This is a genomic window from Pseudooceanicola aquaeponti, from assembly GCF_050897975.1.
Lineage (GTDB): Bacteria > Pseudomonadota > Alphaproteobacteria > Rhodobacterales > Rhodobacteraceae > Pseudooceanicola.
Genome location: NZ_JBPAXY010000005.1, coordinates 76378 through 97746 on the forward strand (window position 1 = coordinate 76378; position 21369 = coordinate 97746).

A 21369-nucleotide genomic window follows, 5' to 3' on the forward strand; every position below is an offset into this window, starting at 1 on the left:
ATGTCTGCGTCTCATCCGTCAGATCAGGACAGCGGTACGTCCCGCCCCGCGGGTCCGGCCTCGCGCCGCATCGTTCTATCCGTCGACGCCATGGGCGGCGACCGCGGGCCGGCAACTGTTGTTGCCGGCATTTCGCGTTCGGCGCGCAAGAATCCCGACATCGACTTCATCCTGCACGGCCCGAAGGACGAGCTGGACCGGCTGGTGGCGCGCAGGCGCAACCTGGCGGGCCGGGTCGAGGTGCGCGATGCCCAGGATGTCGTGACCATGCACGACAAGCCCAGCCAGGTGGTGCGCCACGGCAAGGCCACCTCGATGTGGTCGGCCCTGGATGCGGTACGGGCAGGCGATGCCGAGGTCTGCGTCTCTTGCGGCAATACCGGCGCGCTGATGGCGCTGTCGATGATGCGGCTGCGCAAGCTGCCGGGGGTGAACCGCCCCGCCATCGCCGTGCTTTGGCCGTCGCGCAACCCCCAGGGGTTCAACGTGATGCTGGACGTGGGCGCGGACATCCGCGCCGACGAGAAAGACCTGCTGCAATACGCCCTCATGGGGGCCTCCTACGCGCGCAACGGGATGAACCTGGCCCGGCCGCGCATCGGCCTGCTGAACGTGGGCACCGAAGAGCACAAGGGCCGCCCCGAGCTGAAGGTCGCGCACGAGCTGATCGGCCAGGCCGCCGAGAACGCCAATTTCGATTTCGTCGGATTCGTCGAGGGCGGGGATATTCCCGGCGATGTCTGCGACGTCATCGTCACCGATGGCTTCACCGGCAACGTGGCGCTGAAGACCGGCGAAGGCACCGCCTCGCTGATCGGCGATTTCCTGAAGGAAGCCTTCAAGTATTCGCCCCTGTCGCGCTTTGCCGCCGTGCTGGCCCTGACCTCGCTGCGGCGCCTGCAAAAACGCATCGACCCGCGCCGGGTCAACGGCGGTGTCTTCCTTGGTCTGAACGGTCCGGTGGTGAAAAGCCACGGTTCTGCCGACGCCATGGGGGTTTCCGCCGCCGTCAAACTGGCCTATCAGCTGGCAGCCAGCGGTTTTCAGGAGAAGATCGCGGCACGGGTTGCATCCGCCGTTTCGCTGGCTCAGGATGCCGCGGAACGAGGGACGGAGACCGAATGACACTTCGCGCAGTAGCAACCGGCGTCGGCCACTATCTTCCCGAACGCATCGTGCAAAACGCCGAGTTCGAAAAGACCCTCGACACCACCGACGAATGGATTCGCACCCGCTCGGGGATCGAGCGGCGCCATTTCGCCGCCGAGGGCGAGACCACCTCGCAGATGGCCGTCAAGGCCGCCGAGCGCGCCTTGCTGGCGGCCGAGCTGAAGCCTGACGACATCGACTGCGTCATCGTCGCCACCTCGACCCCCGACCTGACCTTCCCCTCTGTCGCCACCATGGTGCAGGAAGGCCTGGGGATGACCCGGGGCTTCGGCTATGACGTGCAGGCGGTCTGCGCGGGCTTCATCTTTGCCCTGGCCAATGCCAACGGGATGATCCTGTCGGGCCAGGCCAACCGGGTGCTGGTGATCGGCGCCGAGACCTTCTCGCGCATCATGGACTGGACCGACCGCGCCACCTGCGTGCTGTTCGGCGACGGCGCGGGCGCGCTGGTGCTGGAGGCGCGCACCGGCTCTGGCTCGTCCCAGGATCGCGGCATCCTGTCGGTGGACCTGAATTCCGACGGGCGCTACCGCGACATGCTCTATGTCGATGGCGGCGTCTCGACCTCGGGCGTGGCGGGCAAGCTGCGGATGCAGGGCAACCCGCTGTTCCGCCAGGCCGTGGGCAAGCTGGCCGAGACCGCCGAGACCGCCCTGGAAAAGGCCCAGCTGACCGCAGAGGATGTCGACTGGATCGTGCCGCACCAGGCCAATATCCGCATCATCCAGGGCACCGCCAAGAAGATGGGTGTGCCGATGGAGCAGGTGATCGTCACCGTTCAGGATCACGGCAATACCTCTGCCGCCTCGATCCCGCTGGCCCTCTCGGTCGGCGTGGCCGAGGGCAAGATCACCCCCGGCCAGGTCCTGGTGGCCGAGGCGATCGGCGGCGGTCTGGCCTGGGGCTCTGTCGTGATCCGCTGGTAAGCGACCCGGCTGACCCCGCCCAAAGCCCCGGATTACCTTTTCGTAGCAATGCATTGATATTGACTCGGAAAAAGCGCGGCGCCTATGCTCTCTCCAACCAGAAAGGGACCGGCGATGAGTGAAAAGACCCTGACCAGAATGGACCTGAGCGAAGCCGTCTTCCGTGAGGTCGGCCTGTCGCGCAACGATTCCGCCCAGCTGGTGGAGTCGGTCCTGAACCACATGTCCGACGCGCTGGTGAACGGCGAACAGGTCAAGATCTCGTCCTTCGGCACCTTCTCGGTCCGGGAAAAGGCCGCCCGCGTGGGCCGCAACCCGAAGACCGGCCAGGAAGTGCCGATCAACCCGCGCCGCGTGCTGACCTTCCGCCCCTCGCATCTGATGAAAGATCGCGTCGCCGCCGGCAACAAGGGCAGCTGAAGGCGTCAATCATGCCCAAATCCGCAGACGCGTTTCGCACCATTTCCGAGGTGGCCGACTGGCTTGGCACGCCGGCCCATGTGCTGCGCTTCTGGGAAAGCAAGTTCAGCCAGGTCCGCCCGGTGAAACGCGCCGGGGGCCGCCGCTACTATCGCCCCGCCGACATGGAATTGCTGGGCGGAATCAAGCGCTTGCTTCACGAAGAGGGGATGACGATCAAGGGCGTGCAGAAGCTGCTGCGCGACCGGGGCACGGCCCATGTGGCCGCCATGTCGCCGCCGCTGGATGACCTGGCGGTGCCGCTGGAAGCCGAGATCGTGCAACTGAAACCGCGCGGCAGCGCCCCCGAGGCGCCCCCCGCGCCCGAGGCGGGCCCCGGCCCGATGACGCCGCCCGACGGAACCGAGGCAGGCCCCGCCGCCGCCCCGACCGCTGAGGCCCCCGAGGACAGCGCCGCCCCGGCGCCCGGCCACGCCACGGCCCCCGCCGCCCTGACCGAAGCCCCCGAGACGCCGGAAGAGACCCCGGCGGTGGCGCAGGGCGCCACGGAAGAGGACGACGAGGACGAGACCGGCAACCTCTTCTCGGATCTCGACGACGCCCCCGAAGAAAGCGCCGCAGACCTCGCCCCGGTCCTGCCCGATCTGCCCGAAGATCCGGAAGACGATTCTTTCGCCCCCGCCCCGGGCGTGCTGGCCGCGCTAGCGGCCCGCCGCAGCCCCCTGCCCGCCGCCCAGGCCGCCCGTGCGCTGGATCTGGCCCGGCAGCTGGCCGCGCTCGGCTAAGCCACCCCGAACCCGCGATCCCCCGCAAGTTCGCCCCGGATCCGCCCTGGATCCGGCGCAGATCTGCGCCCCCGAAGGTGACCGGAATTTTTGCGACCAAGGGGGCGAAAAAGCCCTTGCCCTCCCCCGCAGATCGGATAGAAAGCGCGAACCGTCGGGCTATAGCGCAGCCTGGTAGCGCGTCCGTCTGGGGGACGGAAGGTCGCAGGTTCGAGTCCTGCTAGCCCGACCAAATATCCCCGATACCAATCGTCGGTCACCAAAGACCCCGCCGGAGAAAACCCTTTCTCCGGCGGGTCTTGGCGCTTTTCATCGCCGCGCTCTGGGCCTAATCTGCCTCTCCAAGAGGAGACATGGCCCATGACCGGCATCCTGCCCAGCCAGCACCTGAAACGCATGATCGCCTCGGGCGAGATCACGGGCACGCCCGCGATCATTCCCGAACAGATCCAGCCCGCCAGCCTGGACCTGCGCCTGGGCACGGTGGCCTGGCGGGTGCGCGCCTCTTTCCTGGCGGGCCAGGGCCGCAGCGTGGCCGAGCGGCTGGCCGAGTTCGAGATGCACAAGGTCGATCTGACCGAGGGCGCGGTGCTGGAAAAGGGCTGCGTCTACGTTGTGCCGCTGATGGAATCGCTGGCCCTGCCCGCAGGCACGGCGGCGATGGCCAATGCCAAAAGCTCGACCGGGCGGCTGGACCTGCTGACCCGGCTGATCACCGACGAGGGAACTGAGTTCGACCGAATCCCCGCAGGCTATACCGGCCCGCTTTATGCCGAGATCTGCCCGCGCAGTTTCTCGGTTCTGGTGCGGCCCGGAATGCGGCTGAACCAGATCCGCTTCCGCGCCGGTCAGGCGGCCCTGTCGGACGAGGCGCTGCGCGCGCTGCACGCCCGGACGCCGCTGGTCAGCGGGGCGGCGGTGATCGAACAGGGCCTTGGCTTCTCGGTCGATCTGTCCCCCGGGCCGGACCGTCTGGTGGGCTACCGCGCCAAGCCGCACACCGGGGTCATCGACCTGGACCGGATCGGCCAGTACGATCCGCGCGAGTTCTGGGAACAGGTGCGCACCGACGAGCGCCAGATCATCCTCGACCCGGGCGCCTTCTACATCCTGGTCAGCCGCGAGGCGGTGACCATCCCCCCCGATTACGCCGCCGAGATGGCCCCCTATCTGGCCATGGTGGGCGAGTTCCGGGTGCATTACGCGGGCTTCTTCGACCCCGGATTCGGCTATGCCGAGGCGGGCGGCGCGGGCTCTCGCGGGGTGCTGGAGGTGCGCTGTCACGAGGCGCCCTTCGTGCTGGAAGACGGCCAGGTGGTGGGGCGGCTGGTCTTCGAGAAGATGGCCGAGCGCCCGGAGACCCTTTACGGGCAGGAGATCGCCTCGAACTACCAGGGTCAGGGGCTGAAACTGTCCAAACATTTCCGCAGCACCTGAGGCGGCGCCCCTGCCGCCTCGCCCTGCCCTCTCCCAAATTCTCAAGACGACCCCATGGCCTTCATCACCAAACCCCTCGCCCTGATGACCGGCGCCATCGCCGTTGTGGGCGCCAATTCCATGGTGCTGGCCCCGATCAGCGCCGCCGTGGCGCAGGATCTGGGCACGGAACCGGCCGAGGTGCTTCAGGCGGCGGCGGCCTATGGCGGCATGACCGCCCTGTCGGCCCTGCTGCTGGCGCCGCGCGCCGACCGGATCGGGCCGGGGCCCGCGCTGATGCAGGCGCTGGTGCTGCTGCTGATCTCGCTTCTGGTCTCGACCCTGGCGCCGGGCAAATGGCTGCTGATCGCGGCACAGTCCATCGGCGGGCTGGGCGCGGGCATCGCCATTCCGGCGATCTACGGCCTGGCCCCGGAACTGGGCCCCGAGGGCGAGGAGAAACGCTCGATGGGGCTGATGCTGTCGGGCTGGACCCTGGCCCTGGTGGCGGGGGTCGCAGGCGCGGGCTTTGTCGCCGAATGGGTCGGCTGGCGGGCGGTCTACGGGCTGCTGCTGGTCTTCATGACCGCGCTTTACCTGGCCCTGTCGCGGGCCGATCTGCGGGTGCGGCGCCTGGGCAGCGCCAGCTCGCCCCTGACCGCGCTGCGGGTGCCGGGGATCGGGCGCGGGCTGGCCTCGGCGGGTCTGCTGATGCTGGGCTTTTACGGCACCTTCGCCTTTATCGGGGTGCATGTGGCCGATGACCTGGGGCGCGGCACCGATGCGGCGGGCCTGTTGATCCTCAGCTACGGCACGGGTTTCGGTATCTCGACCTTCCTCGACCGCTACCTCGACCGGCTGCCGCAGGTCACGGCGGGGGCGATCAGCTTTGCCGGGCTCCTGCTGGTCTATCTGGGGTTCTCGACGGTGGCGCCGCACTACGGTCTGCTGCTGGCGCTGGCCCTGCTCTGGGGCATCACCCAGCATCTGGGGCTGAACTTCGTCGTCAGCCGCCTGGCCGGGCTGGAGGCCAGCCAGCGCGGCGCGATCCTGGGGCTGAATTCCTCGATCACCTATCTGGCGGTGCTGGGCGGGGCGCTATCCTTCCGCCTGCCCTATGAGGCGGGCGGGATCGCCTGGTGCAACCTGATCTCAGCGGCCTGCCTGACGCTGGCGCTGGTGGAGTGCCTGGCGCCGCGCCGGGTGGCGATCTAGGCCCGCTGCACCGGCCCGGCGAGACCCCGGGTCAGAACCGGCCCAGGCGGCGGATCACCCGCTGCGCCTGACGCGCCTGCCGGGCCATCTTCTTGCTTTGCTTGGCGCGCTGCTTGCCTTCGGGGCTGTCGCCCGCCAGCCGGTCGATCCCGGCATTCATTCCCTTGTTCGCCGCGCGCCGCAGCACCCGGTTGAACAGCATTCGGATCAGTCTGTCTGCGTTCATGTCCTGTCCCTTTCTGGGCTGCCCCTGGGGGCCTCAGGCCTAATCTAACGCCGAAAAGCGGAGATTTCATGGCCCCCTCACGCCGAGGTGAGGGTCCGGCCCCGCGGCCGCGCTGGTGCCGGTCAGTAGGCCTCGGGGTCGTCGGGCTCGATCACAGCGTCCTCGTCGAACATATCGGCCTGATCCTCGTCGGGGGCGCGCTCGTCCTCGTCGCGGCCCGGCGGCGGGCGGCTATCCAGCAGACCTGCGGCGCGCAGATCCTTCAGCCCCGGCAAATCGCGCGGGGTCTCCAGGCCGAAATGGTCCAGGAAATGCGGGGTGACGACGAAGGTGACGGGGCGGCCCGGGGTCATCCGCCTGCGGCCAAAGCGGATCCATTCCAGCTCCAGCAGCAGGTCGATGGTCCCGCGCGAGACGCTGACGCCGCGGATCTCTTCGATCTCGGCGCGGGTGACGGGCTGGTGATAGGCGATGATGGCCAGGGTCTCGATCGCCGCCCGGCTGAGTTTCCGGTTCTCGACGGTTTCCTTTTGCAGCAGAAAGCCCAGATCGGGCGCGGTGCGGATCGCCCAGGCCTCGGCCACGCGGACCACGCGCACGCCGCGCCCCTCATAGCGCTTGCGCAGCTGTTCGACCGCCGCCGCCCCGTCGCAGCCATGGGGCAGGCGGGCGTTCAGATCGGCCACGGTGACCGGCTCGGCCGAGGCAAAGAGGATCGCCTCGACCATGCGTTCCTGCTCGCCCATGGGCGGCGCCTCGAAGAGGCTGTCGCGCGTCGGGCCCGCCTCGGCCCCTTGCGGCGCCTCCTCGGGGGCGCCGGTGTCGGTCGCGTCGTCGCGGATCTCGGGGTCGGGCTCAGCCATCTCTACGGTCCTCCCGGCGGCGCAGTTGAATGGGGGCGAAGGTCTCGGACTGGCGGATCAGCACCTTGCCCTCTTTCGCCAGTTCCAGCGAGGCGGCAAAGGTGGCCGCGGTGACCGAGCGGCGGCGCATCGGGTCGCTGGTCCAGCCGGGGGGCATATAGGCCGACAGCTCGGTCCAGCTGCCCGCGAAGCCCACCATGGCGCGCATGTGTTCCAGCGCCTGTTCCATCGTGAAGACATTGTCGCGGTCCATGACGAAGGGGCGGAACTCGTCCTTGGTGCGGATCCGGGCGTAGGCCTGCATCAGCTCCAGCAGGGTGGCGGAATAGGTCACCTTGCGCACCCGTTCCACGGTCTCGGGCACGCCGCGCACGAAGAAATCGCGCCCCTTCTGGTCGCGCGCCATCAGCCGGGCGGCCACGTCGCGCATGGCCTGCAACCGCTCCAGCTGGAAGGCCAGGTGGGCGGCCAGTTCCTCGCCCGAAGGCCCCTCTTCCGAGGGGTCGGGCGGCAGCAGCAGCCGCGATTTCAGGAAGGCCAGCCAGGCGGCCATGACCAGGTAATCGGCAGCCAGTTCGATCCGCAGGCTCTTGGCCTTCTCGACGAAGGCCAGGTATTGCTCGGCCAGGGTCAGGATCGAGATCTTCATCAGATCGACCTTCTGGGTCCGCCCCAGGGTCAGCAGCAGATCCAGCGGCCCTTCGAAGCCCTCGACATCGACGATCAGCGCCTCGGCGGCCAGCCGTTCGGCCACCGTGATGCGCCCCTGCCCGTCGGGGCCCGAGGCATCCGCCTCCAGCCGCCGCAGCGGGGTGTCGTCTTCGAAATCGTCGGCGGCCATCGCTTACCCGTCTATCAAGGCGGTCAGCTTGGCTTTCAGAGCGTCAATGTCAAGCGCGGGCGCCGGTCCCTGAAGGGCGGTGACCCGGTCGGCCCGGGCCTGCGCCGAAGGGGTCATCAGCCCGGCCGCCTCGGCCACCCGGCGGCGCGTGTCCAGATCGGCATTGCACAAAAGCGCCACGTCGCAGCCTGCCGCCAGCGAGGCCAGGGCCAGATCCGCCGGATCGCCCGCCAGGGCCTTCATGGTCAGGTCGTCGGTCATCAGCAGATTGTCGAAGCCGATACGGTTGCGCACCGCCTGCATCACCACCGGCGACAGGGTCGCGGGGCGGTCGGGATCCAGCGCGTCATAGACCAGATGGGCGGTCATCCCCATGGGCAGGTCGTTCAGCACCTTGAAGGGGGCGAAATCCACCGCGTCCAGCTCCTCCAGAGAGGCGGTCACACGCGGCAGTTCCAGGTGGCTGTCGGCGCGGGCGCGGCCATGGCCGGGGATATGCTTCACCACCGGCAGGACACCGCCCTGCATCAGCCCCTGGGCCACGGCGCGCCCCAGGCGGGCCACCTGCGCGGCATCGGTGCCATAGCAGCGGTTCAGCAGGAAGGGATGGGTGCCCGCGCCCGCCACATCGACCAGCGGCGCGCAGTTGACGTCGATGCCGACTGCGCGCATCTCTGCCGCCGTGATGGCATAGCGCAGGCGCATGGCCTCTTCCGCATGGGTGCCCGCGCGGGCGGCGAAGTCCAGCGGCGGCTCCCACTCGGTCGCCAGCGGCGGGCGCAGGCGCTGCACCCGGCCCCCCTCCTGGTCCAGCAGGATCGGCGCGTTACGGCCCACGGCCGAACGCAGCTCGTCGCACAGGGCGCGGGTCTGATCCGCATCCTCGATATTGCGGGCAAAGAGGATGAAGCCAAAGGGGTTGGCGGCGGCAAAGAAGGTCTTCTCTTCCGCCGACAGTCGCGGACCGGTCGGGTCCAGGATGGTGGCGCCGAAGGTCATGTCACTTGGCCGAAACGGGGATGCAGTCGGCGCCCTCGGCCACCAGCGCGGCGCAGAAACGGCGGCTGTCCGAAAGGTCGTCGAAGCCCAGGACGCGCAGGCGATAGAAGATCCGGCCGCCGCTTTCGGCGCGCTGGATCACCCGTTGCTTGCCGTCCAGGTAGATGCCGAAGCGGGCGACGAACTTGTCCCATTCCTGCTCGGCGATGTCCTGCGAGGCGAAGGCGCCCAGCTGGGCCAGGCGCGCGCCCTCGGGCACGTCGCCCGGGGCCACGTCCAGCACCGTGTTGGGCACGGAAACCGGGCCTGCAACCTGGCGCGCGGCAACGCTGGCCAGCAGCTCGTCGGGCCGGGCCTTGGGGCGCACGGCCACGGCCAGGCCCCCCTCCGGGCGCGGGGTGGCGGCGCGCGGCTCGGGCGCGGCGGCGGCCTCGGCGCTTTCGGGCACGGTGACGGTCTTGGGCTGCATCGCGGTCAGCGGCGCGGCACCGGCAGACAGGCGCGCGGCCAGGTCCTCGACCCGTTGCGGGTCGGACAGATCCAGCGGCGCGGGCGAGGTCACGGGGGCGGCGGCCCGGGCCTGGGCTGCGGCGCGGGCCTCAAGTTCGGATTCGGTGATCGCCTCGTCCCCCAGCCCCATGGGTGCGGGGGCCAGCGTGACGGTGCCTGCGGCGGGCTGGGCGCCCTGGGTGGCGGCGACATGGTTCACCGACAGGCCCTGGAACTCGGCCTCTTGTCCGCCTGCGGCCTCGGGGACGCGGCGGCTTTCGCCGGACATGGCGCGCACCACGGGCACGCCCGAGACATCGCGCATGACCATCTTGTAGCCCCAGATGCCGACCCCGGCGATCAGCGCCAGCGACAGCACCCCGCCGACCCAGGTGACCAGGCCGCCGAACCCCGTCGAGGGCGCGGATGTGTCGGAATAATCGTCATAGGACGCATAGCGCCCGTCTGCCGGAAAGTCTGCCATATGCCTCTGCCCGCCGGGGCTTTGCCGCCCGGTCTCGCGTCTAGATCTGGAACGTGCCTGTCTGGACCCGGCGGGGCTGCGTTAGCGCAGCTCTTTCACCGGTTCCACGCCCAGGATACCAAGACCTGCGGAAATGACAACGGCCACGGCCCGCGCAAGGGCCAGTTTGGACTGCGAAATCGCCGGGGCATCCTCTTGCACGAAACGCAATTGGGTTTCCTCGTTGCCGCGGTTGTAAAGCGCGTGCAGATCCGAGGCCAGTTCGTAGAGGTAGAAGGCGATGCGGTGCGGCTCGTGGGTGCGGGCGGCGATCTCGACCAGGCGCGGCCATTCGGCCAGCTTGCGCGCCACGGCCAGTTCGGCCTCGTGGGTCATGCCCGACAGATCGGCGGCGCCCAGGGTGGCGTCGTCGCAGGCAATCCCCGCCTCTTCCGCGCGGCGCAGGGCCGAGCAGACCCGGGCATGGGCATATTGCACGTAGAAGACCGGGTTGTCCTTCGACTGCTCCAGCACCTTGTCGAAATCGAAATCCAGCGGCGCGTCGTTCTTGCGGGTCAGCATGACGAAGCGGGTCACGTCGGAGCCCACCTGTTCGACCACGTCGCGCAGGGTGATGAAGGTGCCGGCGCGTTTCGACATCTTGAACGGCTCGCCGTTCTTGTAAAGCTTCACCAGCTGGCACAGCTTGATGTCCACCGGCACACGGCCCCCGGACAGGGCCGAGACGGCGGCCTTCATCCGTTTCACATAGCCGCCATGGTCGGCGCCGAAGACGTCGATCAGCGCGTCGAAGCCGCGTTCGACCTTGTCGTAGTGATAGGCGATGTCGGGGGCGAAATAGGTCCAGGCGCCATCGGATTTCATGATCGGCCGATCCACGTCATCGCCATGTTCGGTCGACTTGAACAGGGTCTGCTCACGCGGCTCCCAATCCTCGGGCTGCTTGCCCTTCGGCGGCTCCAGCACGCCGCGATAGATCAGCCCCTGATCCCGCAGCCGGTCGATGGCCTTTTCGATCAGGCCCGTGCCGTAAAGGGATTTTTCCGAGAAGAAGACATCCATCTCGACGTTCAGCAGCTTCAGGTCCTCGCGGATCAGCTCCATCATCGCGTCGGTGGCGAATTCGCGCACCTCGGCCAGCCAGACCTCTTCGGGCTGATCGACATAGGCCTCGCCCACCTTCTCTTTCAGCGCGATCCCGGCGTCGATCAGGTATTCGCCCGGATAGGTGCCATTCTCGAAGGTCACCTCGCGGCCAAACTGTTCCAGGTAACGCAGGTAGACCGAGCGGGCCAGCACGTCGACCTGGGCGCCGCCGTCGTTGATGTAGTATTCGCGGGTCACCTCATGGCCGGAATAATCCAGCAGCGCCGCCAGGGCATCACCGAAGACCGCGCCCCGGGTATGGCCCACATGCAGCGGACCCGTCGGGTTGGCCGAGACGTATTCCACGTTGACCTTCTGCCCCGCCCCCATGGTCGACCGGCCATAGGCCGCGCCCTGGGCCAGCACGCCCGCCACGATCCCGGCCCAGCTGTCGCCCGCCAGACGCAGGTTCAGAAAGCCCGGGCCAGCCACTTCGGCCGAGGTGATGCGCGCATCCGCCGTCAGCTTCGCCGCCAAGGCCTCGGCGATGTCGCGCGGCTTCATCTTCGCGGGCTTGGCCAGCACCATAGCGGCATTGGTGGCCATGTCCCCATGCGCCGGATCGCGCGGCGGCTCGACCGCGACGTTGTCGAAGGACAGGCCCTCCGGCAGTTGCCCTTCCGCCTGAAGGGCGGCGAGGCTGTCGAGAACGAGGGCGCGAATATCGGTAAAGAGGTTCATGGCTATTCCCTGAGGTGTCCCGCCGGGGTTTAGCAGCCCGACGCGCAAGGTCAATGCCGACAGGGTCGAAGAGGCCCCGGGCGGCCCTGTCGTGCCCGGCGCGGGCGCCCCGGCCCGGCGCCCTTGCCCCCGGTCGATGTCGGGTATACGTGCAAGTCGTTCGAAAATTATCCTTAACTTGCCACATTCTTCTCACAAATCGGGCAGAGAACCGATGCGGCCAGAATGGCCCCAGCCTTTGCAGAAAGCAGATAGTCATGTCGGATCTGAATTACGCGTCTGAAAGCGCCACGGGCGTTGCCGAGCTTCTCTTCGGCAGCGACAGCGGGATCACCATCAATTCGGCGCAGCTGATCGGCACCTCGGGGCAAACCCGGACCTATTCCAATGGCGACGACATCGACAATGACGTGACCCCGGGCGATACCGGCGTGATCTTCTCGACCGGGCGGGCCGAGGACTTCAACGAGGGCTACGGCGACTACGACAACGATCACCTCAGCACCGACATGAACACCAGCTATTACGGTGGCCAGGGCGGCGACAGCGACATCGAGGCCACGGTGCCCGGGCACGCGGCCTCCTATGACGCGGCGGGGATCGAGATCAACTTCACCGCCACCGAAAGCGGCACCTATACCGTGCCCCTGACCTTCCTGACCGAGGAATACCCGGTCTACTATGGCTCTGCCTATTCGGATTCCGCCGCCGTCTACCTGGGCGACGAGAACGGCAACGACATGGAACTGCTGCCGATCAGCGGCCAGGACGGGGGCTATTTCAACCTCAACTCGATGGAAAACGGTCCCTGGCTGAACAATGGCGATACCGGCAACTGGCTGCGCTACAACACCGATTTCAACGCGATCAAGACCGGCACCCTGACGCTGGAGGTCGAGGCGGGCAAGACCTACACGCTGAAGATCGTCGTGGCCGATTTCAACGATGCCAAATACGATTCCGCGCTGATGATCGGTGAAGGGGCCTTCACCTCGGTGGCGCCGCCCTGTTTCACCGCCGGAACGCTGATCGCCACGCCCGAGGGGCCCTGCCCGATCGAGGATCTGGTGCCCGGCGATCTGGTGCTGACCCGCGATCACGGGGCGCAACCGCTGCGCTGGCATGCCGCCACCCATGTGGAGGCCGCGCGTCTGGCGCGCCATCCTGCCCTCTGCCCGGTCGCGATCCGCGCCGGCGCCCTGGGCCCCGGGGTGCCCGCCCGCGATCTGGTGGTCAGCCAGCAGCACCGCATCCTGGTCTGCTCGCGTATCGCCCAGCGGATGTTCGGCGCAGACGAGATCCTTGTGGCCGCCAAGCATCTGGTGGGCCTGCCCGGTGTGACACTGGGCACGGCCGATCAGGCGATCAGCTATCACCACCTGGTCTTCGACAGCCACGAGGTGATCGAGGCCGAAGGCGCCGCCTCGGAAAGCCTGTACCTTGGTCGACAGGCCCTGCGTGCCATGACCCCCGAGGCACGGGCCGAACTGGCCGCGCTCTTCCCCGATCTGCTGCAACGTCTGGCGGCGGGCGACGCCCTGCCCGCGGCACGACCCCTGGTGAACGGCAAGCGCGGGCGACGGATGCAGCTGCGCCACCGCAAGAACCACCAGCCCTTGCAGGCCCAGGGCGTCGCCTGACGCCCTGGGCCTGCGGCGGCCCCTGCCTCCCTGCGCCCCCTGTCCCCTGTGGCCCCCGTGCCGCAGCCCGGCACGACCCCTGCCCGTCCGCGGGGCCGGACCTTGAAACGCGGCGCGCCACCGCCTAGGTCAGGCGCAGACCCGTAACGCATACGCCAGGGAATTGTAGATGCTGGAGATTGTCGGAACCCGCTAACGGTCCCCCCGGGACCAGCGGCCGCGTGATCCCGCCGGAGACGATCCGGCAGGGGCAGTCGCGCGCGCCTGACGTGGTTTCACATACGGCATCTTTTCATGAATATCTCGAAAATCGAACAGCGCGTGTTGCACGCGCTGGCACAGGGTGGGCGCATCCTGTACGAACGCGCACCCAATGGCCGGGTCACCGAGGTGACCTGCGTCACCCGCGACGGGCTGATCCTCAGCGATCTGACACTGGAGGTCTTCCGGCGCCTCAGGCAACGGCGGCTGATCGAAAGCCGCGCCTCCAGCCCCTACCGGATCTCGGACAAGGGGCGGCGCAATGTGCGGGCCCAGCCCGACAATCGCTAAGGCAACGGGTGGCGGGCGGGGCGCCTTGCCCCGCCCCCGCCTAGTCCTCGGCCAGCCGGTCGGCGTAGCGGATATGGCCCGGCCCCGAAGCGCGCAGGCCGGGTTCCGGCTCGATCCCGGTGATGCGGGCATGTTCGACGATGGCGAACCGGTCCGTCATGCCCGAGATATAGTCGCAGACGATGCGCGCCAGCTTCATCTCGTCGCCCTCGATCTCTTCGACATCCTTGCGCCACTGCTTGGGCAGATAGTCGGGATGGGCCATGAAGATGGGGAACAGCTCCATGATGATCCGGGTGACCTTCTTGCGCATCTCCACCACCTCGGGGGCGCGATACATGCGGTGGAAGAGGAACTCGCGGATCACCTTCAGGTCGGTCCAGATGGCGGGCGAGAACTGCACCATGGGGCGCCCCGCGGCGCGGATCGCCTCGACGCTGTCGGGGTTCAGGGCCTGAAGATTGGCGCGGCTGACGTCGATCACGTCGCCGACCAGCACCCCGAAGAAGCGGCGCAGGGCCTCGTGGCGGCGACGGTAGTAGTTCAGCCCCGGATAGAGGCGGTCGACCTCGGCAAAGCAGCCCTTCAGGATCGGCAGCTCGGCCAGTTCGTCGGTCGAGAAGAGCTCGGCCCGCAGCCCGTCGTGCAGATCGTGGTTGTTGTAGGCAATGTCGTCGGACAGGGCCGCCACCTGGGCCTCGGCGCTGGCGTGGGTGTGCAGTTCCAGATCATGGCGGGCGTTGTATTCGGCCAGGGCTGCGGGGATCCCCCCCTCGACCGGGCCATTGTGCTTGGCGATGCCTTCCAGGGTTTCCCAGGTCAGGTTCAGCCCGTCCCATTCCGCATAGGTGCGTTCCAGGTTGGTGACGATGCGGATCGCCTGGGCGTTGTGATCGAAGCCGCCATAGGGGGCCATCAGATCATGCATCGCATCTTCGCCGGTGTGGCCGAAGGGGGTATGGCCCAGGTCATGGGCCAGGGCCACGGCCTCGGTCAGTTCCTGGTTCAGGTTCAGGGCACCCGCGATGGTCCGCGCCACCTGCCCCACCTCGATGGAATGGGTCAGCCGGGTGCGGAAGTAGTCGCCCTCATGTTCGATGAAGACCTGAGTCTTGTGCTTCAGCCGCCGGAAGGCCGAGGCATGGATGATCCGGTCGCGGTCGCGTTGGAAGCAGGAGCGGAAGGCGCTTTCCTCTTCCGGGTACAGGCGGCCCCGCGACAGGGCTGGGTCGGAGGCATAAGGCGCGCGCATGATCGTGTCCCTTCGGCTTCTTGTCGCCACTTGCCCCCTTCCTTATATTGGCCTGCGACGACATGCAAAATGTCCCGCCGGGGGGCCGCCCCGGCCGGTGCTGAATTCTGATCCCGTGGAGATGTGTCATGAACCTGCCCCCGAAAGTGACCGAGCGCGCCTTCGACCGACTGGCCGAAATCGGCGCGGACGACCAGGCCCTGCGCGTCGCTGTCGAGGGCGGCGGCTGCTCTGGCTTTCAATACGAGATCAAGCTGGACGCCGTGGCCGAGGACGACCTGGTGCTGGAGGGCAAGGGCCAACGCGTGGTCGTCGACCCGACCTCGCTGCCCTTCCTGGCAGGCGCCGTGATCGACTTTTCCGAAGAGCTGATCGGGGCGCGGTTCACCATCGACAACCCCAATGCCACCGCCAGCTGCGGCTGCGGCACCTCCTTCTCGATCTGACCGGACCGAGGGGGCCCTGCCCCCGCCGCCGGAAGGCGGCAAGTGAAAGGGAAAGGGGGCGCTGCCCCCCGCCGCCCTGCGGGCGACTCCCCCGGGATATTTCTGGCAAACGAGAAGATACAGGCGAAAAGAAACGGGCGGCGCCGCGAGGGCCCGCCCGTTTGTCGTTCCCGCCCGGGGGCGATCTCTTCAGCGCTTATTCGGCGGGGGCGGCGGGCGCCTTGTCGCCCCCATCCACGGCGGCCAGGGTCTTGTAGCCGCCCGCGCGCACGACCTTGCCGCGCGCCAGCTGGTCGTAGATCAGGTAGAGCCCCGAGCCGATGACGATCGCCGAGCCCAGCACGATATTGGCCCCGGTCTTTTCGCCGAAGACAACGCTGCCCAGGATCACCATCCAGACGAATTGCAGGTTCATCAGCGGGGTCACCACATAGGCCGCCAGCTTGCGCAGCGCGACCACCAGCACCCAGCGGGCGAAGAAGAGGAAAGCGGCATAGGCGCCGACCCAGCCCAGATCCGCCGCCGACATGGGCTTGTAGACGAAGGGCAGCGCCAGGGCCATGACCACCGCCAGGGTGGCATTGGGCCAGAAGACCTGCGCCAGGGCGTTGTTCTCGAACTGACCGATGCGCCGCGCCATGACCATCGAGAGCGTCCCCGAGAAGGTGGCCCCGAAGGCGATCACATGGCCGGAGGACATGCCGTGGATCCCGTCGGGGAAGAGGCAGACCACGCCGACGAATCCGGCGGCCAGGGCAAACCAGACCGCGGTCGAGACCTTTTCGCGCAGGATCGGGCCGGACATCAGCCCGGCGAAGATCGGCATCAACCCGATGAAGATGAAGACCTCGGCGAACTCCAGCAGCTTGAAGGCATAGAAATAGCAGACCGAGGCCAGCACCGTGGCGATCGAGCGCACCGCCATCTCGACGGGGCGCGAGGTGCTGGTGGCCAGCACCATACCCTCGCGGCCGCCCTTCAGCCCCTCGGCGCCAAGGCAGAAGGCCGCGACCAGCACGCCCGAGATCACGTAGAGCTGCGGCGCGGCATAGCCGCCCGCCAGGAACTTGGTGATCGCATCGGCCGAAGAGATCAGCGCGGTATAAAGCATGACAAGGGCGACCCCGCCAAGGGTCGCCTTCTTTGCCAAGGTCAGTTTCGGGGTCGTCCGGTCTGTCACGCAAGGGCCCTCTGTGTCGGGGCCAGTTGCTCGGCGCGGGCGAACCCCGCGAAGAACGTCTCGAAATCGGTGCAGGCGCGGGTGGCGCGAGTCAGATGGGCGATGGCCGCGTCATCGGCCAGGGCCTCGCAGATCACCCCTTCCATCCGGGTCCAGTCGGAGGAGCGGGCGCCGTCCATCTCCAGCAGGCATTGCGACATGCGGCGCAGCGGGGCCACGGCGCGGGGGGCGGCATGGAAGGCCACGCGGCCCTCGGGGACGGTCTGGCAGAAGGCCTCTTGGCGGCCCGATGTGGCCAGGGCCCAGTTGCTCACGAGGAACTCGTGATAGCCATCATGCGCCATTGCGCCCTCCCATGGATCGACGGTGAACCCGTTCGTTTCGCGGCTCAGCCAGTCTTCCCAGATGTCCGGGGGCGTCATCCCCGCATAGCGCATGGCCACGCAGATTTCCGCCAGAAGGTCCGCATTAAGGTCAAGGTAGGCGAGCGTTCCGGCAAAGTTAAGGCTTTCTTCTGCTGAACGCGTCAATTGTGTGATTTTTCGTCCATACTCGCTGAGGTAGAAGACGATGTGGGTCAGTTCGTAGGCGGCCTTCTTGTTCGGCACCATGAAGGTGGCCGGACGAGAGATGAAGCGCGTCAGCCGCGCGCTCAGCGCCTGCGACTCGGCGGCGCTGCCCGTGGGGTCGATCCCGCGTCGCAGCATCAGCCGCCGCGCCTCGGCCCGTTGCAGATCCGACAGTTCCGCCTCGGCCAGGCCTTCGGTGGCAGCCCAGTGCACCATGCGTTCGGCCTTGCCCCCGGGCATCCCGAGCGCCTCTAGGTCCAGGGCGATCGACAGGTAGAAACGGTAGTATTGCGGGAAGAACCCCAGACGCTTTTCCAGCGTGGCGTAGATCTCTTCATAGGGTGCCAGGGCGCCTGCGGGCAGATCGCCCGAGGCCAGGGTCTGGCCGGTGCTTTCGAGGATATTGAGAACCTCGGCATTCTCCTTCAGCCAGAAAACGTCGTCCTGGGAACGGCGCTCGCAGGCGAAGCGGTCGAGCAGGGCCGCGCGGCGCGCGGCCCGGCCCTGGCTCCGGGCGGGGAAGGTCAGTTGAACGACATTCGACATGGTCGGGTCCTTTCCGTCTGATCGTCGGCACCTTCAGGCGGCGCCATCTGGTCGGGCGACAATCAGACGGAAGGCGTCCTTTCTGCCGCTCCCCTGCCCGATCCGGGCAAGTTTGCTCGGTCGGAGCGATTAGCTGCCGGAGGTGAAGGCCTGCACCATGTCACCGTCGGTCACGTCCGAGGTCAGCGGAGCGGAACCGGAGGTGAAGGCTTCGACGGCCTCGCCTGCGGTGGCCTTGGGGGCGGAGCCGGAGGTGAACATTTCCACCGCGTCGCCTGCGGCGGCCTCGGAGGTCACGGGGGCGGAACCAGAGGTGAAGGCCTCGACCGCGTCACCGGCGGTGGCGTCGGTGGCAACAGGCGCGGAACCCGAGGTGAACATTTCCACGGCGTCGCCGGTGGTGGCGTCCGAGGTCAGGGGCGCGGAGCCGGAGGTGAAGGCTTCGACCGCGTCGCCTGCGGTGGCGTCGGAGGCCATGGGCGCGGAGCCCGAGGTGAAGGCTTCGACCGCGTCGCCTGCGGTGGCGTCGGAGGCCATGGGCGCGGAGCCCGAGGTGAAGAGCGCAACGGCGTCACCGGCGGCGGCATCCGAGGTCAGGGGCGCGGAACCGGAGGTGAACATTTCCACGGCGTCGCCCGCGGCGGCGTCGGAGGTCAGCGGCGCGGAACCCGAGGTGAAGAGCGCAACCGCGTCACCGGCGGCGGCATCCGAGGCCATCGGCGCAGAGCCCGAGGTGAACATCTCGGTGGCGTCACCGGCCAGGGTGGTGGAGGCCCGCAGCGGGGCGGAACCGGAGGTGAACATCGCGGTCGCGTCGCCGCCCATCATGTCGCCCATCACCGGAGCCGAGCCCGAGGTGAACATCTCGACAGCGTCGCCGTCCAGCAGGGATTCAGTGTCGAAAGAGCGCGGGGCAGCGGCGAGAGCCGATTTACGGATAGCGGACATCTTGGTCTCCAAGTCGTTGAAAAGAAAGGACGTGTAGCCAAACGCTGGCACGCGAAAGGAGACCTGAAAACAGGTTTTTCAATTTTACCGTGTCAAGCGGAAGTTATTCACAATAACTTCTTTCGCCAAGGTATTGTTTCCATGTGAACAACAAACTACTGCCAAAATTTTGACAAGCAAATTCGCTTGCCCGCCAGAATCGGAACATCCGTCGAACACAGAGCAAGGATTCGCGTCCGCCCCCTGACGAAGGGTCGAATCGCGCCGCCCACACCACACACACGAGACCCGTCTGGACAGCCGGGGCGCAAAGACCCAAAAAGCGATCAGACGGGATGCCGGTCCTGCACCGCCAGGGCGAGATCAGACCAATGCACAAAGCTCAGAGTTGCGCTTTCGCGTCAGCAAGGAAAGAGAAAAGGGTTGCCCGACATGAAACTGGCCACATTCAACATCAACGGCATCAAGGCGCGGGCACAGGCGCTGATGGACTGGCTGGACGAGGCGCAGCCCGATGTCGCCGTCCTGCAAGAGATCAAATCGGTCGATGAGGCCTTCCCGCGCGAGCTGTTCGAGGAGCGCGGCTATCAGGTGGAAACCCATGGCCAGAAAAGCTTTAACGGCGTGGCGATCCTGTCGAAACTGCCGCTGGAGGACGTGACGCGCGGCCTGCCGGGCGACGAGGGCGACGAACAGGCGCGCTGGATCGAGGCCACGGTGGTGGGCGAAAAGGACGCGCTGCGGATCTGCGGCCTCTACCTGCCCAATGGCAATCCGGTCGAGCTGACTTCCGCCGGTGAGCCGGTCGAGGGCGGCAAATACGCCTACAAGCTGGCCTGGATGGAGCGGTTGCGCCTGCGGGCCGAGGCGCTGATGGCGGCCGAGGAACCGGCGGTGATGCTGGGCGATTACAACATCATCCCGCAGGAAGAGGATGCGGCCCATCCCGACAAGTGGCGCGAGGATGCCCTGTTCCGTCCCGAAAGCCGCGCCGCCTTCCGCCGGATCCAGAACCTGGGCTTTACCGAGATCTTCCGCACCCGCCATGCGGCGCCGGGGCATTATACCTTCTGGGATTACCAGGCCGGGGCCTGGCAGAAGAACGACGGGATCCGTATCGACCACATGCTGATGACCCCGCAATGCGCGGATCTGGTCACCGATTGCGGCATCGACGCCGGCATTCGCGGGCGGCAGAAACCCTCGGACCACGTGCCCCTATGGGCAGAGATCGCCCTCTGACACCGGGCAGTCCAGATCGGGGGCCAGGCGCTGGCCGCCGGTCACGTCATGGGCGTAAAGCCAGTCGAACTGGTGCAGCATCGCCCCGGGCGCCAGCGCCCCGCTGAGGCGCAGCGCCGTATGGGCCGCCAGGCGCAGCGGCGGAAAGCGCAGGTGGTATTTCCAGGCATTGCGATTGGCCGCGCGGATGGCCCGTTCGGCGCGCGGACGCCGCGCCGCCTGATAGGCCGCAAGCGACGGTTCGATCTGCGCGCGCGCCGCCTCGGGCGTGGCGGCGCCGGACAGCCCCTCGGCCAGCGAAGCCGCCAGCACCCAGGCATCTTCCAGCGCCAGGTTGGCGCCCTGGGCCATGAAGGGCAGCGTGGGATGGGCCGCATCACCCAAAAGCGCGGTCTGGCCCGCGAACCAGCGCGGCGCCACCTCGTGCCGGTGCAGCCCCCAAAGGTTCACCCGGGTCACCCGTGCCAGCAGCGATTGCACCTCGGGGCAGAAGCCCGCGAAGGCGCGGCGCAGGTTTTCGGGGTCGTCCTCGTGGCTCCAGCTGTCGGGGGCCCATTCGGCGCGCTCTTCCACCGCCACGATATTGCGCAGCTGGCCGCCGCGCAGGGGATAGCTGACCAGATGGCGGCCCGGGCCCATGTAGACCCGCGCTTCGGGCCGGGTGGGATCCTCGGGGGTGGCGGGCACCACGGCGCGCCAGCAGACCTGGCCGGTGAAACGCGGGCTGGCCTCGCCCAGGATGGCGGCGCGCAGCCGCGAATGCAGCCCGTCGGCCCCCACCACCAGCGCCGGGCGCACCCGGGCACGGTTGGCGATGTGGATCTCGGGCGCGGCGCCGGTGGTGATCTCGTCCACCCGCTGCAACAGCCGCACCCGGGCGCCCGCTTCGCGCGCCCCATGGGCCAGGGCGGCGATCAGATCGGCGCGGTGACACAGGTAATAGCCGCTGCTCTCGGCCAGGGGGGCCAGGTCCATGCGCAGGGCCGTGCGCCCGCGCAGGTCCAGCAGCCGCACGGCGCTGTTGGCCATGCCGAAGGTCTCGGGACGCAGGCCCAGGGCGCGCAGCACGGCAGCGCCATTGGGGCTGATCTGAAGGCCCGCGCCGACCTCGCGGATGCATTCGGCCTGTTCCAGCACCGTCACCTCGGCGCCGCGCAGCGCCAGGGCGCGCGCCGCGGCCAGCCCGCCGATTCCGGCCCCGATGATGGTGATTTTCTGGCCCGTCAGCGGCAAGGGCGCTCTCCTGCTGGTGCGACCCGGCACGCTCGGCAACGACAGCGTTGCGTTGCCCCCGCCCGGGTAGCGGCGAATGCGCCGCTGTCCCGGCGCGCCC

21 protein-coding genes and 1 tRNA gene are annotated in these 21369 nt (G+C 67.9%); 11 read left to right on the forward strand and 11 right to left on the reverse strand.

Annotated features, from left to right (window positions below; all coding sequences use genetic code 11):
• The 7 genes from plsX to ACRARE_RS12875 all read left to right on the forward strand — a co-directional run bounded on the left by plsX (position 1) and on the right by ACRARE_RS12875 (position 5932).
• On the forward strand, positions 1-1125 hold the full coding sequence (gene plsX / locus ACRARE_RS12845) for a phosphate acyltransferase PlsX (RefSeq protein WP_432656847.1): 1125 nt from the start codon (positions 1-3) through the stop codon (positions 1123-1125).
• On the forward strand, positions 1122-2096 hold the full coding sequence (locus ACRARE_RS12850) for a beta-ketoacyl-ACP synthase III (RefSeq protein ID WP_432656848.1): 975 nt from the start codon (positions 1122-1124) through the stop codon (positions 2094-2096). The genes plsX and ACRARE_RS12850 overlap by 4 nt, the downstream gene beginning before the upstream one ends.
• A gap of 114 nt (positions 2097-2210) precedes the next feature.
• Positions 2211-2516, forward strand: coding sequence for an integration host factor subunit alpha (gene ihfA, locus ACRARE_RS12855; RefSeq protein ID WP_432656849.1), 306 nt, complete (start codon positions 2211-2213; stop codon positions 2514-2516).
• 11 nt (positions 2517-2527) lie between these two features.
• Positions 2528-3301 (forward strand): MerR family transcriptional regulator, encoded by a 774-nt coding sequence (locus ACRARE_RS12860; protein ID WP_432656850.1) that lies wholly within the window; start codon positions 2528-2530, stop codon positions 3299-3301.
• Positions 3302-3456: 155 nt separating this feature from the next.
• Positions 3457-3533 (forward strand) — tRNA-Pro (locus tag ACRARE_RS12865).
• A 128-nt stretch (positions 3534-3661) separates the two neighbouring features.
• Positions 3662-4738 (forward strand): 2'-deoxycytidine 5'-triphosphate deaminase, encoded by a 1077-nt coding sequence (locus ACRARE_RS12870; RefSeq protein WP_432656851.1) that lies wholly within the window; start codon positions 3662-3664, stop codon positions 4736-4738.
• Positions 4739-4792: 54 nt separating this feature from the next.
• Positions 4793-5932, forward strand: coding sequence for an MFS transporter (locus tag ACRARE_RS12875; RefSeq protein ID WP_432656852.1), 1140 nt, complete (start codon positions 4793-4795; stop codon positions 5930-5932).
• A gap of 31 nt (positions 5933-5963) precedes the next feature.
• Here ACRARE_RS12875 and ACRARE_RS12880 read toward each other — a convergent pair whose 3' ends face one another.
• From ACRARE_RS12880 to argS, 6 genes are all read right to left on the reverse strand, one after another.
• Positions 5964-6158 carry a hypothetical protein gene (locus ACRARE_RS12880; RefSeq protein WP_432656853.1) on the reverse strand — a complete coding sequence of 65 codons (195 nt, stop codon included), beginning with the start codon at positions 6156-6158 and terminating at the stop codon, positions 5964-5966.
• Positions 6159-6280: 122 nt separating this feature from the next.
• Complete coding sequence (scpB, locus tag ACRARE_RS12885; RefSeq protein WP_432656854.1) at positions 6281-7021, reverse strand: SMC-Scp complex subunit ScpB; 741 nt, start codon at positions 7019-7021, stop codon at positions 6281-6283.
• The gene (locus ACRARE_RS12890; RefSeq protein WP_432656855.1) at positions 7014-7862 is read right to left on the reverse strand and encodes a segregation and condensation protein A; all 849 of its coding nucleotides are present in this window, start codon (positions 7860-7862) and stop codon (positions 7014-7016) included. Before ACRARE_RS12890 ends, scpB begins: the two co-directional genes overlap by 8 nt.
• Positions 7863-7865: 3 nt before the next feature.
• Positions 7866-8861, reverse strand: coding sequence for a beta-N-acetylhexosaminidase (gene nagZ / locus ACRARE_RS12895; protein ID WP_432656856.1), 996 nt, complete (start codon positions 8859-8861; stop codon positions 7866-7868).
• Between the two features lies 1 nt (position 8862).
• The gene (locus tag ACRARE_RS12900) at positions 8863-9834 is read right to left on the reverse strand and encodes an SPOR domain-containing protein (protein ID WP_432656857.1); all 972 of its coding nucleotides are present in this window, start codon (positions 9832-9834) and stop codon (positions 8863-8865) included.
• A gap of 81 nt (positions 9835-9915) precedes the next feature.
• Positions 9916-11661, reverse strand: coding sequence for an arginine--tRNA ligase (argS, locus tag ACRARE_RS12905; RefSeq protein WP_432656858.1), 1746 nt, complete (start codon positions 11659-11661; stop codon positions 9916-9918).
• A gap of 257 nt (positions 11662-11918) precedes the next feature.
• On the opposite strand from argS, the gene ACRARE_RS12910 reads away from it, so the two are divergent.
• Entirely contained in the window at positions 11919-13301 is a 1383-nt protein-coding gene (locus ACRARE_RS12910) for a Hint domain-containing protein (protein ID WP_432656859.1), read from the forward strand.
• A 294-nt stretch (positions 13302-13595) separates the two neighbouring features.
• Positions 13596-13853, forward strand: a complete 258-nt coding sequence (locus ACRARE_RS12915; protein ID WP_432656860.1) for a YjhX family toxin — start codon at positions 13596-13598, stop codon at positions 13851-13853.
• A 40-nt stretch (positions 13854-13893) separates the two neighbouring features.
• Here the strand turns inward: ACRARE_RS12915 and ACRARE_RS12920 are convergent, their stop codons facing one another.
• Complete coding sequence (locus ACRARE_RS12920) at positions 13894-15105, reverse strand: deoxyguanosinetriphosphate triphosphohydrolase (RefSeq protein ID WP_432656861.1); 1212 nt, start codon at positions 15103-15105, stop codon at positions 13894-13896.
• A gap of 128 nt (positions 15106-15233) precedes the next feature.
• On the opposite strand from ACRARE_RS12920, the gene ACRARE_RS12925 reads away from it, so the two are divergent.
• Positions 15234-15551 (forward strand): HesB/IscA family protein, encoded by a 318-nt coding sequence (locus ACRARE_RS12925; protein ID WP_432656862.1) that lies wholly within the window; start codon positions 15234-15236, stop codon positions 15549-15551.
• Between the two features lie 196 nt (positions 15552-15747).
• On the opposite strand, the gene ACRARE_RS12930 is transcribed toward ACRARE_RS12925, so the two are convergent.
• The 3 genes from ACRARE_RS12930 to ACRARE_RS12940 all read right to left on the reverse strand — a co-directional run bounded on the left by ACRARE_RS12930 (position 15748) and on the right by ACRARE_RS12940 (position 18794).
• Complete coding sequence (locus ACRARE_RS12930; RefSeq protein WP_432656863.1) at positions 15748-16731, reverse strand: DMT family transporter; 984 nt, start codon at positions 16729-16731, stop codon at positions 15748-15750.
• Complete coding sequence (locus ACRARE_RS12935) at positions 16728-17846, reverse strand: DUF6902 family protein (protein WP_432656864.1); 1119 nt, start codon at positions 17844-17846, stop codon at positions 16728-16730. Before ACRARE_RS12935 ends, ACRARE_RS12930 begins: the two co-directional genes overlap by 4 nt.
• Positions 17847-17975: 129 nt before the next feature.
• Positions 17976-18794 (reverse strand): hypothetical protein, encoded by an 819-nt coding sequence (locus ACRARE_RS12940; protein WP_432656865.1) that lies wholly within the window; start codon positions 18792-18794, stop codon positions 17976-17978.
• A gap of 432 nt (positions 18795-19226) precedes the next feature.
• On the opposite strand from ACRARE_RS12940, the gene xth reads away from it, so the two are divergent.
• Positions 19227-20036 carry an exodeoxyribonuclease III gene (gene xth, locus ACRARE_RS12945; protein WP_432656866.1) on the forward strand — a complete coding sequence of 270 codons (810 nt, stop codon included), beginning with the start codon at positions 19227-19229 and terminating at the stop codon, positions 20034-20036.
• Here the strand turns inward: xth and ACRARE_RS12950 are convergent.
• Positions 20013-21269 carry an FAD-dependent monooxygenase gene (locus tag ACRARE_RS12950; protein ID WP_432656867.1) on the reverse strand — a complete coding sequence of 419 codons (1257 nt, stop codon included), beginning with the start codon at positions 21267-21269 and terminating at the stop codon, positions 20013-20015. The genes xth and ACRARE_RS12950 overlap by 24 nt on opposite strands.
• Positions 21270-21369 lie beyond the last annotated feature (100 nt).